This is a genomic window from Prochlorococcus marinus subsp. pastoris str. CCMP1986 (assembly GCF_000011465.1).
Lineage (GTDB): Bacteria > Cyanobacteriota > Cyanobacteriia > PCC-6307 > Cyanobiaceae > Prochlorococcus_A > Prochlorococcus_A pastoris.
In genome coordinates this window covers 621031-636357 of sequence record NC_005072.1, presented here as the reverse complement: position 1 = coordinate 636357, position 15327 = coordinate 621031, and the positions used below count along the sequence as shown (strand labels likewise).

The 15327-nt window shown below is 30.9% G+C and carries 23 protein-coding genes and 1 tRNA gene; 13 read left to right on the top strand and 11 right to left on the bottom strand.

The genetic code is table 11. The features are described from left to right. Positions 1-7: 7 nt before the first annotated feature. Complete coding sequence (locus tag TX50_RS03550) at positions 8-451, bottom strand: DUF3531 family protein (protein WP_011132301.1); 444 nt, start codon at positions 449-451, stop codon at positions 8-10. A gap of 85 nt (positions 452-536) precedes the next feature. Here TX50_RS03550 and TX50_RS03545 point away from each other — a divergent pair, with 85 nt between their 5' ends. Then, positions 537-1184: an ABC transporter ATP-binding protein gene (locus TX50_RS03545; RefSeq protein WP_011132300.1), complete on the top strand. Its 648-nt coding sequence runs from the start codon at positions 537-539 to the stop codon at positions 1182-1184. After that, on the top strand, positions 1174-2076 hold the full coding sequence (gene hslO, locus TX50_RS03540; RefSeq protein WP_011132299.1) for an Hsp33 family molecular chaperone HslO: 903 nt from the start codon (positions 1174-1176) through the stop codon (positions 2074-2076). Before TX50_RS03545 ends, hslO begins: the two co-directional genes overlap by 11 nt. 1 nt (position 2077) lies before the next feature. Here hslO and TX50_RS03535 read toward each other — a convergent pair whose 3' ends face one another. Genes TX50_RS03535 through TX50_RS03525 form a run of 3 tightly spaced genes read right to left on the bottom strand, consistent with a single transcriptional unit; the run spans position 2078 to position 5166 of the window. Continuing rightward, a complete protein-coding gene (locus TX50_RS03535; RefSeq protein ID WP_011132298.1) occupies positions 2078-2752 on the bottom strand; it encodes a CPP1-like family protein in 675 nt (224 codons plus the stop codon). Between the two features lie 51 nt (positions 2753-2803). Next, positions 2804-4441, bottom strand: coding sequence for a peptide chain release factor 3 (locus tag TX50_RS03530; protein ID WP_011132297.1), 1638 nt, complete (start codon positions 4439-4441; stop codon positions 2804-2806). 29 nt (positions 4442-4470) lie between these two features. Further along, on the bottom strand, positions 4471-5166 hold the full coding sequence (locus TX50_RS03525; RefSeq protein ID WP_011132296.1) for a class I SAM-dependent methyltransferase: 696 nt from the start codon (positions 5164-5166) through the stop codon (positions 4471-4473). Positions 5167-5298: 132 nt separating this feature from the next. On the opposite strand from TX50_RS03525, the gene nrdJ reads away from it, so the two are divergent. Both nrdJ and TX50_RS03515 read left to right on the top strand, forming a co-directional pair. Next, positions 5299-7632, top strand: a complete 2334-nt coding sequence (nrdJ, locus tag TX50_RS03520) for a ribonucleoside-triphosphate reductase, adenosylcobalamin-dependent (protein ID WP_036930962.1) — start codon at positions 5299-5301, stop codon at positions 7630-7632. 85 nt (positions 7633-7717) lie between these two features. After that, positions 7718-7975: an RNA recognition motif-containing protein gene (locus TX50_RS03515; RefSeq protein WP_036930844.1), complete on the top strand. Its 258-nt coding sequence runs from the start codon at positions 7718-7720 to the stop codon at positions 7973-7975. A gap of 4 nt (positions 7976-7979) precedes the next feature. Here the strand turns inward: TX50_RS03515 and TX50_RS03510 are convergent, their stop codons facing one another. Continuing rightward, positions 7980-8174 (bottom strand): hypothetical protein, encoded by a 195-nt coding sequence (locus tag TX50_RS03510; protein ID WP_036930846.1) that lies wholly within the window; start codon positions 8172-8174, stop codon positions 7980-7982. A gap of 308 nt (positions 8175-8482) precedes the next feature. Between TX50_RS03510 and TX50_RS09260 the strand changes: the two genes are divergently transcribed. Further along, a complete protein-coding gene (locus tag TX50_RS09260) occupies positions 8483-8584 on the top strand; it encodes a DUF4278 domain-containing protein (protein ID WP_071812974.1) in 102 nt (33 codons plus the stop codon). A gap of 77 nt (positions 8585-8661) precedes the next feature. Here the strand turns inward: TX50_RS09260 and TX50_RS09595 are convergent, their stop codons facing one another. After that, positions 8662-8826 (bottom strand): hypothetical protein, encoded by a 165-nt coding sequence (locus TX50_RS09595; RefSeq protein WP_173027961.1) that lies wholly within the window; start codon positions 8824-8826, stop codon positions 8662-8664. 126 nt (positions 8827-8952) lie between these two features. On the opposite strand from TX50_RS09595, the gene TX50_RS09590 reads away from it, so the two are divergent. Then, positions 8953-9102 (top strand): hypothetical protein, encoded by a 150-nt coding sequence (locus TX50_RS09590; RefSeq protein WP_173027959.1) that lies wholly within the window; start codon positions 8953-8955, stop codon positions 9100-9102. Positions 9103-9595: 493 nt separating this feature from the next. Here the strand turns inward: TX50_RS09590 and TX50_RS03505 are convergent, their stop codons facing one another. After that, positions 9596-10345: an NAD-dependent DNA ligase gene (locus tag TX50_RS03505; protein WP_011132293.1), complete on the bottom strand. Its 750-nt coding sequence runs from the start codon at positions 10343-10345 to the stop codon at positions 9596-9598. A 166-nt stretch (positions 10346-10511) separates the two neighbouring features. On the opposite strand from TX50_RS03505, the gene TX50_RS03500 reads away from it, so the two are divergent. After that, positions 10512-10601 (top strand) — tRNA-Ser (locus tag TX50_RS03500). Between the two features lie 79 nt (positions 10602-10680). Here TX50_RS03500 and rluF read toward each other — a convergent pair. From rluF to TX50_RS03485, 3 genes are all read right to left on the bottom strand, one after another. After that, entirely contained in the window at positions 10681-11403 is a 723-nt protein-coding gene (gene rluF / locus TX50_RS03495; RefSeq protein WP_011132292.1) for a 23S rRNA pseudouridine(2604) synthase RluF, read from the bottom strand. A 308-nt stretch (positions 11404-11711) separates the two neighbouring features. Continuing rightward, positions 11712-12002 carry a hypothetical protein gene (locus tag TX50_RS03490; RefSeq protein ID WP_011132291.1) on the bottom strand — a complete coding sequence of 97 codons (291 nt, stop codon included), beginning with the start codon at positions 12000-12002 and terminating at the stop codon, positions 11712-11714. A gap of 29 nt (positions 12003-12031) precedes the next feature. Beyond that, positions 12032-12256, bottom strand: coding sequence for a hypothetical protein (locus TX50_RS03485; protein ID WP_412081025.1), 225 nt, complete (start codon positions 12254-12256; stop codon positions 12032-12034). Between the two features lie 83 nt (positions 12257-12339). On the opposite strand from TX50_RS03485, the gene TX50_RS03480 reads away from it, so the two are divergent. Genes TX50_RS03480 through TX50_RS03470 form a run of 3 tightly spaced genes read left to right on the top strand, consistent with a single transcriptional unit; the run spans position 12340 to position 13519 of the window. Continuing rightward, the gene (locus TX50_RS03480; RefSeq protein WP_036930966.1) at positions 12340-12540 is read left to right on the top strand and encodes a hypothetical protein; all 201 of its coding nucleotides are present in this window, start codon (positions 12340-12342) and stop codon (positions 12538-12540) included. Between the two features lie 56 nt (positions 12541-12596). Continuing rightward, entirely contained in the window at positions 12597-13193 is a 597-nt protein-coding gene (locus TX50_RS03475) for a hypothetical protein (protein WP_036930848.1), read from the top strand. Next, positions 13190-13519: a hypothetical protein gene (locus TX50_RS03470; RefSeq protein ID WP_036930851.1), complete on the top strand. Its 330-nt coding sequence runs from the start codon at positions 13190-13192 to the stop codon at positions 13517-13519. The genes TX50_RS03475 and TX50_RS03470 overlap by 4 nt, the downstream gene beginning before the upstream one ends. A 34-nt stretch (positions 13520-13553) precedes the next feature. Here TX50_RS03470 and TX50_RS03465 read toward each other — a convergent pair whose 3' ends face one another. Next, positions 13554-13988 (bottom strand): Tic20 family protein, encoded by a 435-nt coding sequence (locus tag TX50_RS03465; RefSeq protein WP_011132288.1) that lies wholly within the window; start codon positions 13986-13988, stop codon positions 13554-13556. Between the two features lie 90 nt (positions 13989-14078). Between TX50_RS03465 and gloA the strand changes: the two genes are divergently transcribed. The 3 genes from gloA to TX50_RS03455 all read left to right on the top strand — a co-directional run bounded on the left by gloA (position 14079) and on the right by TX50_RS03455 (position 15191). Continuing rightward, positions 14079-14468, top strand: a complete 390-nt coding sequence (gloA, locus tag TX50_RS03460) for a lactoylglutathione lyase (RefSeq protein WP_011132287.1) — start codon at positions 14079-14081, stop codon at positions 14466-14468. Positions 14469-14470: 2 nt separating this feature from the next. Further along, positions 14471-14623, top strand: coding sequence for a hypothetical protein (locus TX50_RS09585; protein ID WP_173027956.1), 153 nt, complete (start codon positions 14471-14473; stop codon positions 14621-14623). 190 nt (positions 14624-14813) lie between these two features. Continuing rightward, positions 14814-15191 carry a 5'-3' exonuclease gene (locus tag TX50_RS03455; RefSeq protein ID WP_011132286.1) on the top strand — a complete coding sequence of 126 codons (378 nt, stop codon included), beginning with the start codon at positions 14814-14816 and terminating at the stop codon, positions 15189-15191. Positions 15192-15327: the final 136 nt, after the last annotated feature.

Genomic DNA, 15327 nt, shown 5'->3' with positions numbered 1-15327 from the left:
ATAAAAATCAATTTTTAAAAACCAAATCCTCATGTTCCTCAATCGACCAATCACTATTTTCTCCCCCAATTATTAATTCATCAATTTTTACATAATTATTAGATATTTCATTTAACGCATTTATTAAAATATCAATAGAAAGTGAATCTGAAGTTCCAAAATCAACCCAACTTCTTGACCATAAATTTTGATATTCCATAACACCTAAATTATGCATTAAGGCAGGAAGGGCAGATTCTTTTTGCTCATTATCGTATGACATCCAACTTAAATCAGAACCCTCTTCATGAGTTTGTAAATTTTCAGAATTAAAACCACCTAACCTACCTAAAACATACCAACTATCAAAAACTCCATCTAAGTAGTTTTTTTCTGCTTCAGTAGGAATTTCAAAGAATTTTATCCAAATCCAACAATTAAAAGGATCAACTTCTCTAAATGCAATATTCATTTTTACTGTTATTTTTTTTTAGATATATAGTTATTATAAGTTGATAATTCAAAGTTTAAATTTTATACCTACAACTAAATTAATAATGCTTGATTTAAAAGATATTACTTATCAACCTCAAACAGGAAATAAAAAAATATTAGATGATATTAGTTTCAATATTCATGAAAATGAAATTATATTAATTTGTGGCAAAAGTGGTTCAGGGAAAACAACTCTATTGGAAATAATAAGTGGACTAATTACTCCTCAGAAAGGAAAGATTACTTGGAAAAATAAAAATATCACTGCTAGGCAAAGAAGATGGATAAGTGGAGTAGTATTCCAATTCCCAGAAAGATACTTTTTAGGAACAACCATTGGAAAAGAATTAAAAATTGGTTATAAATCATTAAGAGAAAAAAATATAGAGCAAGTTTTAAAAAAAGTTGGGCTATCAGATATAAATCTTACTCAACCTCCTGAGAAATTAAGTGGTGGTCAACAGAGAAGATTAGCTGTAGCAGTTCAACTAATGAGAAATCCAACTATTCTTTTACTTGACGAACCAACTGCTGGGCTTGATTGGTCAATGAAAAATGATGTTAAGAATTTAGTTCTGAATCTCAAAAATAAAAATACAATAATTATCGTTACTCATGAACCCTCATTATTCGAGGGGATACCGTCTAAAATATTAGTTCTTGAACAAGGAAAGATTAAAGAATTAATGAAAAAAAATTATGGGGGATAAAATTGTACGCGCAACTGCGGCTAATGGTGGAATAAGGTTAGTTGCGGTATTAACAACAGATTCATCAATGGAAGCGAAAGAAAGGCATGGATTGTCTTATCTAACTACCTCTATACTTGGGAGAGCTTTCAGCGCCTCTCTTCTTTTAGCAAGTTCGATGAAAGTAATGCATGGGAGAGTCACTTTAAGAGTAAGATCTGATGGCCCTTTAAAGGGATTACTTGTGGATGCGGGCAGAGATGGGAAAGTTAGAGGTTATGTAGGGAATCCTAATTTGGAATTAGATCTAGTCAAAACTAAGCAAAATCAATATTCTTTTGATTTCACAAAAGCATTAGGGACAGGCTATTTAAATGTTATTCGGGATAATGGATTTGGAGAACCTTTTACCAGCACTGTTGAGTTAGTTAATGGAAATATTGCTGAAGATTTAGCATCTTATTTATATCATTCTGAGCAGACTCCTTCTGCTGTATTTATTGGGGAAAAGATTCAAAATAAAAATATTATTTCTAGCGGAGGATTGTTAGCTCAAGTTTTGCCAAAGAAAGAAACTGATCCATTATTAGTCTCGCTGCTTGAAGAAAGATGTAAAGAAATTAATTCTTTTAGTGAAGACTTATTTAAATCAAAAGATAATCTTCTTTCACTAATAAAAAATATATTTCCAGATATTGACGATAAATCAATTTCCGAGAAAGCTCGAACTCAAGAAGTTAGATTTGAATGTAGGTGCTCTAGACAGAGAAGTTTAAATGCTATGAAAATGCTTGATAAAAACGAGTTGAAAGATATTTTAATTAAAGAAGGAAAAGCCGAATTAGTTTGCGAATTTTGCAAGAATAAATATTTAATAAATTCTGAAGAGATTAAAGAGATGATTAAAAATTAATTTAAAGGAAAATTACTCCTATCCACAAAATTATCATTGCTGGTAAACTTTGAATTTTTTGAATTGATAAAGAGTTATTAGATATTTCTTGAATAAATGAGTTAGTTTCAAATAAACCTCCAAATATTAATCCTATTGAAAGAAATGTCACACTCCATCCAAGAGAACTAATAAACTTTTTACCTGATTTAATTTGAATATAAGTAAGGATTAAAGTTGAAACAGAAAGCAGAAGTCTGTTGTAAGAATCAGGACTAATTAAAAGTATTATCAAAAATAATAATCCAACAGATAATTTGATTGAAAGATTATCAAAAGATGGAGGGGTTATTTTGGGAAGGCTATATTCGTTTGAATTGTTACCATTATTATTCAAATTTTTTATTTTTGATAAAAGCGGGAAATCATTATTAATGAGTTTATTAATTTGTTTCTCTTTCTTAGAAGCATTTTGAGCTTCGAAACTAACATTACCTGACTGCCTTGCTTTCAAACTACCCATTAACAATTGATCAAAAGATGATTCTATTTTTGCCTTAAGTAGTAGATCTTCACCAGCTTCCTTAACTTTAAGATCTCTTGCTTTTTGTATATCTTCAAAATCGGCACCTTCGTCAACACCTAATATTTCATAGGGTGTTTTATCGGGATTATTTTTGCTTTTATTTGAATCCAATTGATTTTTACAATGACTATAGATTAACCAATTTTATTATCCAATAGGACTTTATAAAACAATTGGTTCCACTCCACTAACAACAGGTGCTACTTTTTTTAAGTCTAAATTCTCATTATCTTCAATAAATTGATTAAGATTCCACTGATTCTTAAAAAGGATTACTGGCCTATTCCAGCAATCCTTTACTACTTTGCAATTAAAGATCCTTCCTAATTCATCAATAGCAGACCATCCATCTGAAACCCATCGTGCCAATTGATATGGCATAGATTCAAGATTGGCATCTACACCATATTCATTTTTTAATCTATGAATAACTACTTCCAACTGTAATTGTCCAACAGCTGCAAGGATAGGATCTCTTTTGCTCTCATCAAAGTCATAAAGTATTTGAACAGCACCTTCTTCACGAAGTTCGTTTACTCCCTTCCTAAAGTTTTTAAATGCTGAAGGGTTTGGATTTCTTAGCCAACTAAATATTTCAGGACTAAAGGAGGGTATACCCTCATATTCAAGATGAGCGCCTGTATATAAAGTATCTCCGATAGAAAACATTCCAGGGTTATTAAGTCCAATTACATCTCCAGGATAGGCATCATCAACTACTTCTCTGTCTTGACCAAATATTTTTTGAGGTCGAGATAATCTAATAGTTCTTCCTGTTCTTGAGTGCTTGACTGACATATCCTTTTCAAATTTTCCACTACAAACTCTTATAAAAGCAACTCTATCTCTATGCTTTGGATCCATATTTGCCTGTAACTTAAATACGAAACCGCTAAATTCATCGCTTGCAGGCTCAATATCTCCCTTATTACTATTTCTTGAAGTTGGTTTTTGAGCCATTTTTAAAAAACTATCTAAAAAAGGTCTTACCCCAAAATTTGTCATCGCCGAGCCAAAGAAAACAGGAGTAAGTGAACCATTAAAAATTTCTTCTTTTTCTAATTTCGAACCTGCCTCATCAAGGACCTCGAGCTCTTCAAGAGAGATCTCAAGTAATTCTTTCTCTACATATTTTGAAAGTTCTTTATCATCTAAACTCATTCTTTTCTCATTTGACTGTTTCCCCCTAACAGCTTTATCAAATAAAATAACCTCTCTTGTAAATCTATCAATAACTCCTCTAAATTCCTCACCTATACCAATTGGCCAATTAACGGGCAAAGTATTCAAACCAAGCTCTGATTCAATTTCATCAAGCAACGAAAAAGGTTCTCTGCCCGGTCTATCCATCTTGTTAATAAAAGTAAAAATAGGTATTTTTCTCATTCTGCATACCTCAAATAATTTTCTTGTTTGAGGTTCTAATCCTTTAGCGGCATCTTCAAGCATTACTGCATTATCTGCGGCAGCTAAAGTTCTATATGTATCTTCAGAAAAATCTTTGTGACCAGGGGTATCCAACAGATTTATTACTGATCTTTCATATTCAAACTGCAAAACAGTTGAAGTAATTGAAATACCTCTTTGTTTTTCAAGTTCCATCCAATCAGAAGTAGCTTTCCTTTGATTACCTCTTGCTTTTACTGCCCCTGCTTGCTGTATAGCGCCTCCATACAAAAGAAGTTTTTCAGTAAGAGTTGTTTTACCAGCATCAGGATGTGAAATAATCGCAAAGTTCCTTCTTTTATTTACCGCCTCTAAGATATTTTTATTATTTAAGTTTTCAGTACTTGAACTCATTAAATTCTATTTTAACAATCCCATTAACTCTAAACCTTACCATAAATGACTAAATATTGATCACCTTCTTCGAACACCTCTAAAGAGGATAATTTATTCTCAAAAATAAAATCTTTTAATTCCTTTGATGTGTAAGAAGCCTTTAATGATGCGTAATAATCATTAGTCAGAATTTCATTATATTTTTCCCCACATTTTTCCTTTAAATATAAAGCTGATTGTTCATCAATCGGTCTTTTAAGATCTTTATGAAAATTTATAGTCAAATCACTTGATAATCTCTTTATGCAATTAAAAAAATCATCCAGATAAGTAATATGGTGAATTAAACTGTTGCTGACTAATAAACTTATATTTTTTTCGAAAGAAATATCACTTGATTTAAGGCTTTTTATATCTGCACAAATGTAACGCAAATTTTTTAATCGACTCCGATTTAAGGAATTCTTTTTATTTAACTCAGCTATTCGAATCATCTCTTTGGAGCCATCAATACCAATAACATTGGCATTAGGCCATTTAGTTGATAACTTTTCAGAAATATTGCCAGGCCCGCATCCTAAATCAACAATCAATTCTTTTTCACTCAAATAAATATTATTTTTAATCAAGTAATGATTTATTTGACTAATAAGATTATTCTCTCCCTCTGAAAAGTCAGCTTTAGCATAAGAATCAACTTGATCTTCTCTTTCCATTAATTCAGGTTCAACAGTTCTTTCCATAAACTTCCGTGAACAAAGATTTCATAATAAACATATTTTTACACAAACCGTTAAATAGTGGTAAGAATAGTTGCAGACGCCACAGGTAGAGTTATTCTTCCTTTACGGGTAAATTTACATACTTTTTTTATCGTGACAATTGCACCAAATAAAGCTTCCTCTGAGAGCAATTCTAATAATCTTAGAAAAGATGACTTCCCAAAAACAGCTCCTGCTGCTTATCCTGTCTTCTTTAGGTCATATAGCAGAAAGACAGTTTCCGGGAAAAGAGAGAATTGGAGTGAAGTTGGAGAAAGAAATTTATCTGGATTAAAAGAATTAGGAAAACTCTCTGATCAAGAATTGATGTTAATGAGAGAAATGCAGAGCAACCAAAAGGCTCAACCATCTGGAAGATGGTTATGGATCGGAGGGACTCCATGGATTAATAAAAACCAGAATTTTTCAGGAGCATATAATTGTACTTCGACAAATTTAATTGATTGGGAAGCTTTTGCCTTAATGATGGATTTAGCAATGATGGGTTGCGGCACAGGAGCAATAATAGAGCCCCATTTTATAAATAAGCTTCCAACAGTAAAAAATAAAATAACTATTAAATCAGTAAGCGAAGTAGGAATAACTCCTAAAGATCAAAGGCAGGAAAAATCTTCTTTAGAAATTAAAGGAAACGATATTTTTATAAAAGTTGGGGATAGCAGAAGAGGCTGGGTAGATAGTTATAAATATCTTCTTGAAGCATCAAGCAATGAAAGTCTTGAGAAAGAAGTTAATGTTCATATTAACTTAGAAGATATTAGGCCAGCAGGAGAATCATTAAAAGGTTTTGGAGGTATGGCGAATCCTATTAAATTAAAGGATCTATACTCTCGAGTTGCTTCTTTATTAGGAAAAGCGATTGGTAGAAAGCTAAATACAGTTGAGTGTTGCTTACTTATTGACGAAGCAGCTGTAACAATAGTTGCAGGTAATATAAGAAGAAGCGCTGGCATGAGGCAGTTTGCATCTGATGACAAAGAAGCAGCCTCAGCTAAAGAGAATCTATGGAGTCAAGACGAAGAAGGTAATTGGAGAATCGATCCTGAAAAGGACGCTCTTAGAATGGCAAATCATACAAGGGTTTATCATACAAAGCCCTCTTATCAAACAATTCTGGATGCTGTAACCAAGCAATTTCATTCAGGTGAAGGAGCAATTCAATTTGCGCCAGAAGCAATAGCAAGATCAAATGCAGATATTTTGAAAGGAGAAGATCTCAAAAATGAATTCATAGAAATATATTCGGAACAAGGTAAAGAGGAAGCTAGAAATTGGATTAATCTAAATTACGGACCTTTTTCTGAAGAAGAACTAGATCATAGAATGAGTAGATATGGACTTAATCCTTGCGGAGAAATATTAGGCAACGATTTTCATTGTAACTTGGCCGAAGTTCACCTAAATCAAATAGATCCAGAAAATATTGAAGAACAAAAAAAAGCCTTTAAAGCTGCAGCTCTTTCAGTGGCATGTTTACTAAATCATGAATTCGAAGTTGAGAGATATAGAAAAAGTAGGGAGTATGATCCTATTGTGGGAGTTAGTTTTACAGGATTATTTGATTTCTTTGTACATGCGTTTGGAACACCTTGGTTGAAATGGTGGGAAGCTGGGAGACCTGACAACGAAGAAGGAAAAGAATTTAAAAAGCAAGAAGCTAAATTCTTAGATTCATGGAGAAAAACTGTAAAAGAAACTGTTTGGGAATACTGCGACAAACATAATCTCAGAAGACCTAATAGATGCACAACAGTTCAACCTGCTGGCACCAAAAGTCTTTTAACTGGAGCTGCTCCTGGATGGCATCCACCTAAAGCACAAAGATTTTTAAGAAGAATAACTTTCAGAAAGAATGATCCTATCGCTTTAGCTTGTATGGATTATGGTTACTCTGTTGTTCCATCTCAATCCGATAAAGATGAAAAAGGATGCTTACTTGATAATCCATTTGACCCAAGATGTACTGAATGGCTCGTTGAAATTCCAACAGAAGTAAGTTGGGCAAACATAGAAGGAGCAGATCAAATAGATATCAATAACTTCTCTGCCCTTGCACAATTCGATTTTTATATGCAAGTTCAAAAGTTTTATACAGAACATAATACTTCTGCAACTGTTGAATTTAGAGAAAGTGAAATTGAAGATTTAGCAAAAGCAATACATAATGCGATAGAAAATAACGAAGGGTATATTTCTGCAGCATTATTAGCTCGATTCAGTGCAAATGCTACATTCCCAAGATTACCTTTTGAACCTATAAGTAAAGAGGAATATTTATCTTTGCAGGCACAGGTAACTGAAAGGAAAGTAAATAATGATTTCTTTGATGCACTTAATAAATATGATATTGGAGAGCTCTCCGAAGCAGGACCAGCTGGTTGTGATTCAGATAAGTGTTTACTTCCGTTAGCTAAACCAGAAAATTAAATATTAAATTATTTGTAAATTAATTTAATTTTGTGTTTAAAAATTTAATTTATGGCTACATCTTAAGTAGGTATATAAATTGACTATGACATTAAGCTTAAATATTGGTAATTTTTTTAATGATTCATCTACTCATGCTTTAGTAGACGTGCTTAGGAAAAGAAATACAGAAGAATCAATATTAGAATTTGAAGAGAAATTTAACTCTAGAAACGAAAAAAATCTACATATTTATATATGTAGATTTCTTAAAAATAGATCTATATCTCGAGCTTTAGCTTCTAAGTGGCTAATTACAATGATTAACGACAAAGAGTCAAAAATTAATTCTCTGAAAAATTAGATAATTAAGTTAGAGCAGAAAGCCTCCAAAGAGCTATCCCAAAAATTGAAACACCCATTATTAAAGTAAAAGCCAAAGCATTAACCACTTGAACCTTCTCAGTCATGACATTCGCGAATGGAAGTAACTGCGCATACAAAGGTTTTTCTTCAACTACTGAAGCTTTTTTACTAGGAGATTTTTTGTTTCTTGAGAACATAAACATCGTTATAATCCTCTGAATTTTACATTTAAAAAGTAAAGTTATTAAAAATAAATAGATTAATTGAACAAAATGTAACCTGTCTAAATCATTAAATTATTCTAAAAAGAGATTTCGTATCACTTAATAGATAAATTTTCTTCGATTAAATAGTATAAATGTCATTTAAAGCCTTCACAAAAAATTACCAATGTGTTAATATTAATTTGTAGCAACCGCTACCAAAACGTTCAACTTGTAATAATGCAAGCCGCAAATCGACTTAAGCCATGGAACGGGGACTTGGGCGAAACCGGAGAAAATAGATGACACTTATCTACAGAGGACAAAAATACGTCCAAAACAAAGTAGCTGCAAAAAAACAGCATACAGAATTAACTTATAGAGGCAAAGCTTACACAAGTTAATTACTATACAAAAATAAAAAAAGGCCACGTTACGTGGCCTTTTTTATGGCTCAAAATATCCGAATCTCAATTTATAACTAACCATCATAAATTTTACAATGAGAATTTGTAGGATGCAAAATACATTCCTCATCCCAGTACTCATTAAAAGTATCTTTTGGTAATTGATAATTAAAATCGTGCATCCTCCATATGTCATTCAGTGAATTATTGAGGATAGTAAAAGGTGTTGTAAGTTTCATAACCTTCCTTTGTAACTAGTTACTCTATAAAACGAGTCAACATCTGAAGTCAAGCGAAGAAATACTCAATTGTACTTTCAAACAATGATATAAGATGATTAAATATTAAACCTTAAGAGGAAAATCATGACAGAGGAAAAACCTCTATTTAAAACTCCTTATGATATTAAAGATGTAAGTGCTCTTTTTGCGATAGTAGCCTTTGTTTTAATTATTGCTGCCATAGTTGGTAATAATTTATTTGGGATATTTCAACAAAATGTTAATTTTGGCTAATTCATTTTGATAATAAGTAATCTAATATCTTCTTCATTGAAAAAAACAATAACCTGTTCTTTAGTTCCCTCATGAAGATTAATATCGAATAGTACCCCCTATGTTCCTTTTTTATTAATTGTATAGATTTATTAATAGAACTAAGTCATATCAATCAATCTAGTATTTTTGCTTATTGATCCCAATAAATTCTTCCAATAATATAAACTAAATTTATAAAAGGTTTATTTTATGAGTATTCAAAGAAGTCAAAATCATAAGAGACAGTCAAAAAGTAATTCAGAATGGCTAGATGAAATGATAAACATTATAGACAGAATGAAAAACAAACTTTAGAACGTAATTTTAATGGGATTTCCACATTGCCCTATTTGTGTGGCTCTAGCATTTTTCAACTTTTGTGTAGTGATCACTCGCAGCTACATGTTGTTTTTTCTTTATAACGAGTCTTTAAAAAGAAGATCTCCTTTTTTACCTATTCCAAAAAACAACATTAATCCTTTATGGCGATCTGCCAGTGAGGATAATCAATCTTTGATTTCTCTCTAATTAATTGTAATTTTCTAGAATTTATTTTGACTACTATTCCGTCAGTTGGATATTCAGTAAATATTTTTTTATCTAACCATTGTTTCCTAAAGACTTGGACTTGGCTTGTGTAATTACAGCTTTTAATGTCTGGGGTGTTGAAGCCAAGTTTTTTAAGATATTGAATGGTTTCGTATTGATTAAGCTTTCCATTAATAATTTGGAAACCGCAAAAGCTGATACCTTCTGGAGACCCTGCTGCAGCTCGGACGAAGCCTGATGCAATTCTTTGGGAAAAGTTGGGAGATCTATTTGGAGTGAAAAGTTCGCCTCTAATTTGCAAAATTCCTGAAACAGGAAGTTTGAGGGGAATGTCTTGAATTTCAGCAATTTTGTTTGTGACATCTATACCTTTTCTAGAAATGGACTTTTCTAAAGTGCCATCTCTGTATTGCAAAGCAATAGCAATGCCATCAATCTTAGGTTCTATTAATAATCGAGTATCAGGTAGCAATCCTTCTAAAAATTCATCAATAGAATTCTTTTTTAATGAAGGTAATGGGAGAGATTTTTTATTAGTGAAGTAATCACAATCAGGATCTATTCTTAAAAGATTTTTTTCTAACTGATCAAATTGTTTATCTGTAATTAAGGAATTTCCTATTCTGTAATTGTGGTCGTACCATTCAAGTCTCTCTTCTAGATATGTTTTCATAATTTATTGACTTCTTTAATGTCATATATTTCTTGAAAACTAGATTGATATCTAGTTATATCAACCGATTTCATATAAAATTATACACGTGTTTCACAAAAGTTCCCTAAAAAATTAACCTTCTTTTGCTATAATAATAACGTTAAAAATTTAATATTTTTCACCTGGAGAGGTGGTCGAGTGGTTTAAGGCTCTAGTCTTGAAAACTAGCGTACCGGCAACGGTACCGTGGGTTCGAATCCCACCCTCTCCGCCATAATTAATAGACAAGCAAATTTAACTTGTGTTTTTGGAAAACCAAAAGCACTTTTTTATTGGAAATATAGGCTTTTTGATTAGTCATATGTTTTTGAAGAGTTTTCGAGTAATTTATTCAATTCAAAGAGTTCTTCTTTGGTAAATTCGCGATATTCTCCTATTGATACGTCTAACTTAATATTCATAATTCTTACACGCTTTAATGATTTTACTCTGAATCCTAAAGACTCACACATTCTCCTAATCTGACGGTTAAGTCCTTGAGTGAGTATGATTCTGAATTTTTTTGGCCCCAATTGTTTTACGAAACAATTCTTAGTAATGGTACCTAATATTTCAACGCCATTACTCATGCTTTGAATAAAGTCTCTATTAATCGGTCGATTAACGCTTACTATGTATTCTTTTTCATGATTATTTCTTGCTCTGAGTATTTTATTTACGATATCGCCATCGTTAGTTAAGAAAATTAATCCCTCACTGGGCTTATCCAATCTTCCAATTGGAAAAATTCTTGTGGGATATTTAATAAAATCTATTATATTGTCGGATTCTACTCTTCTATCGGTTGTGCAAACAATTCCAACAGGTTTATTAAAAACTAAGTATATTTTTTCATGTTTCATTGATTTTTCAATTCTTTGACCTTCAACTTCTACTTGATCTCCTTCCTCTACCTTGGTACCCATTTCTGGAATTTCACCATTAATAGTTACTTTTCCTTCTTCAATTAGACTATCTGCTACTCTTCTAGAGCAGTAGCCGACTTCACTTAAATATTTATTTATTCTAGTTGCCATTTTGTCAAAGTTACCTTTTAATTATTTGAAATTAAGTTATTCTCTCGAAAAAAATTATTTATTTTATTTTAACCAATTGATTTAGTAAGCATAGTTAAACTGAAACTTTGAAGGGATCTTGTTGTGACTTTTACTATTGATCTACTACTGATTGTTTAAATTCTAGTTTTCTTTAGAGTCTGAGGATGACTTACCAAGTTACGGATTTATATTTAGATAATAGAACTACTTATTTTTTGATCTTAAGGTTTTATTGATTAACTCTTAGCGCGCTTGCTTCATTAATCTGAATATTAATAAATCATTTTTCATAAAAGATGTCTACACATATACCAAAAATGTTCTATGTCGATAGTGGTCGTTTTGTACTTATCAGTTTCTATTTTTCTTGATGATGACCTTTGCATTAAGACTTTTATTGATGGATGCTTCATTGAATATACAGGTTTGAATCCTGCTTTTTTTGCTTCGCTGTGAAGATCTCTCTTTTGATAGGAATCCATTCCACAGAATAATATAGAGGGTTTATTATCTAATCCTTCTTCTGATTTCAACATTCTATATTTTAAAACTTTTGCAATCTTTTCTAATTCCCACATTATTATTTATTCAAAAAAATAATCAATCATTACTTATAGTATTTAATGACACCAAATACGCCAACAAAAAGGATAACAATTGCAACACCATAAAATACGAAAGGAATAATCGGATATTTATATAAAGTATTTCTAACTTTCTGCTTGACCTTATCTTTATTAAATTCGGGTAAAACAAATTCTTTTTCTCTAGGTGGTAAACCCAAATCTTTCCTTCTTTTAGCTTCTCCCATATTAAAAACAAGACTATTCAAATGGTAATCCAATACAGATCTTATTTGGTTTTAAATACACTGTTTATTTTTGTTTTTGTTAGAGTTAATTTTTGGCAATAGCTATGGGAAAAGGATTTGCAACAAAAACACAAAGTACCAATAAAACAAAAAAAATAATTACTTCAAAAGAACCCAAAGGTAGATTAATCTCATGGTCTCCTTGGCCACCAGCAAATTTCCAAACTCGCTATCCTGCTTTTCCCTTGGTTCTCACATTATTAATTGTCTTGGTTGGGCAATGGTATATTTCTCTTTTGAGATAATTTACACCTTCATATTAAATTTGAATTTAAATTAAGTTGAGGATATTTAAATAAATTTGTTTTTCTTTCTCTTATTTTCTGCACATTTGCAAGCAGTAATTGTTCCAATAATTTTTGGAATTAAATCAATTAATAAATTTAAAAATATTAAAAACCATATTCTTATTCCCTTTGGTTTTATTTTTTTAGGTTTAGCCTCAATGTTTGAGATGATTGATCATACAAAAACAAATTGGATTTATATAGATCATTCTTCTCTCTTTAATTGGTTTTTTTATACTTTTCTTGCATTAGGCTTAACAAGTTTTACCATATCAGTTATTAAAAATAAATTTGCTATTGGAACAAATATCTTCCTTTGTTTTTGCTCAATAGTTTCCTATTTATTAATAGATAAAACGATCGCTCTCTCTTTACAAGTAATTATTAGTATATTCTTGATTATAAATTGGCAACGAATGTTTAAAGATTGGATCTTCATTGCTTACCCAATATTTGGCATTCTTTTTACAACTTTCTTTGGAACAAATCTATCAATAACTGGAAATCAAATTTGGCATGTTTTTATTGGCCCATCAGGGACTATTAGTGTAATAACTTTTTATTTAGTATTAAAAAGGTCAAAAAATAAATTATCTAAGATTTTGAAATGAGCAGATTTATCATTATCTCTTTTTTAATTTTGCTAACTTTCATCTTTTCACCAAATAAAACACTAGCTGAAACACCTCTTGATGTTTATATGAATGATTTTTACTCTAAATCAAATGAAGCCAGTAAAATTCTCAAAGAAATAGAAACTAATCTCAAAGATGGTTCTAGAAAAAATGTATGTTCAAGACAGAGAGAAGCTGCAAGGTTAGGATTATTAGCTAATAAATCCTTAATTAAAGCATTTGAAGTAGGAGGAACAGAACCACCGTTGGAAGCTATAAAATTTAGTCAAAAAAGATGGGAATCTATTTTCAATGAATGTTAAAAATTCGCAAGTAAACAAAAATTTATGAAGGTATTCAAATTTGCATTCTTACAGATTTGCTAATAAACGGTATTTCGGGTTCAACGCCATTAATACACTGGAAGATAGAAAAAATAAAAATAGATAGTGAAAATACAAATACTATTGAACCAAATTCAACTAAAGGCAAAATACGTAATAGATAACTAATTATGATCAAGGCAATATCAAGGAGTAATGCTTGGCAAGCGTTATATCTTATGAAATAGGGGACATTTGGATTTCTTACAACTCCTGCAAACAATATTATAAAGAATAATAAACCCCCAAAAGGTAAGGATCTTTCAATTATCGCGACAGGGAATGTGAGAAATAAAAGTACTTTTAAAAAAGAAAATTTATATAATAAATAGTATCCAAAAGGCAATGAAGCCTTTAATGGCAAAGTATAAAAAATAACTGAAGTTGCTCGTTGAATTATTTGATTCAATTAAAACCTACTCTTTAATATTTAATTTAACGTATTTTCCTAAAAACCAACTTTACTAAATATCATTGTATATAAACAATTAAACTTTAAATGAGAATTTTACACACCATGTTGAGAGTTGGTGATTTAGATAAGTCTATTGATTTTTATGTAAATATATTAGGGATGAATCTTATAAGAAGGAAAGATTATCCTCATGGAGAATTTACTTTAGCTTTTGTTGGCTATGGTTCTGAGAAAGATAATGCAGTAATTGAGTTGACTCATAATTGGAGCAAGAAATCAGAAGACTACGAGCTTGGAAATAAGTATGGACATATCGCTATTGGTGTAAAAGATATATATGACATTTGCCAGGGATTAGAAGATAACGGCTGTAATGTTACGACTAAACCAAAAACGATGAAAAACAGCACAACTGTTCTTGCATTTGTTGAAGATCCTGATGGATATAAGATTGAACTTATTGAAAGAGATTAGTTATGGCAATTTCTGAATTAAATGAAGATACACAGGATCAAATATGTGATCTTCTTGAAAATTTGCAGCAAATAGAGAAACTTAAAAATAAAGATATGCGTATTTTGTTAGATAAAATAGTTAGACAGTATGGAGGAAAAGTAGTAAATAAATAGGTTGGTTTCTAATTATTTTGCTATAAATTAATTGAGGCCAAACCTCAATGAGTTGAATATATGTTTAACTCCAAGACATAGATTGATTACGTATAGTAGTGTATTCAATTTAATAACCCTTCTGGTAGTGGGAATTTCTGGAAGGGTTTCTTGTTTTTACTTTGCCGTGTCAAGACAAAATTAAGTATTAATGGATAAAGCTATAACTTGGCTAATTAGAGTGGCTATTCTTATTTTTATGGGAGGATGCCTTCTTATATATTTAAACTTAGAGAAAAAAGCATCCTTAATTTTTTCAAAACCTACTATTGAGGATTTGAAATATAAAGAATTAGATAAGAAACGTGCAAATGCGGAATTTGCTGCAAAAAGGGATTCTATAGACTATGACAAATTTGGAAGTATAATTTTTTGTAATTCCTCAATGAATAGTTGGATTGAATCACTAAATTATTCCAAGCAAATGGATTTATATATTTTTAGGAAAGATGCAGATTTATCAGAATGGGATAATGCAATCAAAGATTACGAAAACGAAAGATCAAGATGTAAAGACTTTGATCCTTAAAGCTATTTTTATTTGCATAGAACTGTGTGTCGTCCCAAAGGTCGAAATTCTTAATCAGATTAGAAAAAAGTTATTGTTTTTTAAAAAATTTATAATGCTGATATAAATACTACAGTCTAAACATATTCTGAATAGA

What these genes read in the sequence shown, in the direction of transcription:
- TX50_RS03470 (WP_036930851.1), top strand. Translation starts at nt 13,190, where the DNA reads ATGAGCAGATTTATCATTATCTCTTTTTTAATTTTGCTAACTTTCATC.
- TX50_RS03525 (WP_011132296.1), bottom strand. Translation starts at nt 5,166, where the DNA reads ATGGAAAGAACTGTTGAACCTGAATTAATGGAAAGAGAAGATCAAGTT.
- rluF (WP_011132292.1), bottom strand. Translation starts at nt 11,403, where the DNA reads ATGGCAACTAGAATAAATAAATATTTAAGTGAAGTCGGCTACTGCTCT.
- gloA (WP_011132287.1), top strand. Translation starts at nt 14,079, where the DNA reads ATGAGAATTTTACACACCATGTTGAGAGTTGGTGATTTAGATAAGTCT.
- TX50_RS03455 (WP_011132286.1), top strand. Translation starts at nt 14,814, where the DNA reads ATGGATAAAGCTATAACTTGGCTAATTAGAGTGGCTATTCTTATTTTT.
- TX50_RS09590 (WP_173027959.1), top strand. Translation starts at nt 8,953, where the DNA reads ATGACAGAGGAAAAACCTCTATTTAAAACTCCTTATGATATTAAAGAT.
- TX50_RS03550 (WP_011132301.1), bottom strand. Translation starts at nt 451, where the DNA reads ATGAATATTGCATTTAGAGAAGTTGATCCTTTTAATTGTTGGATTTGG.
- TX50_RS09260 (WP_071812974.1), top strand. Translation starts at nt 8,483, where the DNA reads ATGACACTTATCTACAGAGGACAAAAATACGTCCAAAACAAAGTAGCT.
- TX50_RS03480 (WP_036930966.1), top strand. Translation starts at nt 12,340, where the DNA reads ATGGGAAAAGGATTTGCAACAAAAACACAAAGTACCAATAAAACAAAA.
- TX50_RS03490 (WP_011132291.1), bottom strand. Translation starts at nt 12,002, where the DNA reads ATGTGGGAATTAGAAAAGATTGCAAAAGTTTTAAAATATAGAATGTTG.
- TX50_RS03505 (WP_011132293.1), bottom strand. Translation starts at nt 10,345, where the DNA reads ATGAAAACATATCTAGAAGAGAGACTTGAATGGTACGACCACAATTAC.
- TX50_RS03515 (WP_036930844.1), top strand. Translation starts at nt 7,718, where the DNA reads ATGACATTAAGCTTAAATATTGGTAATTTTTTTAATGATTCATCTACT.
- TX50_RS03510 (WP_036930846.1), bottom strand. Translation starts at nt 8,174, where the DNA reads ATGTTCTCAAGAAACAAAAAATCTCCTAGTAAAAAAGCTTCAGTAGTT.
- TX50_RS09585 (WP_173027956.1), top strand. Translation starts at nt 14,471, where the DNA reads ATGGCAATTTCTGAATTAAATGAAGATACACAGGATCAAATATGTGAT.
- TX50_RS09595 (WP_173027961.1), bottom strand. Translation starts at nt 8,826, where the DNA reads ATGAAACTTACAACACCTTTTACTATCCTCAATAATTCACTGAATGAC.
- TX50_RS03545 (WP_011132300.1), top strand. Translation starts at nt 537, where the DNA reads ATGCTTGATTTAAAAGATATTACTTATCAACCTCAAACAGGAAATAAA.
- hslO (WP_011132299.1), top strand. Translation starts at nt 1,174, where the DNA reads ATGGGGGATAAAATTGTACGCGCAACTGCGGCTAATGGTGGAATAAGG.
- TX50_RS03530 (WP_011132297.1), bottom strand. Translation starts at nt 4,441, where the DNA reads ATGAGTTCAAGTACTGAAAACTTAAATAATAAAAATATCTTAGAGGCG.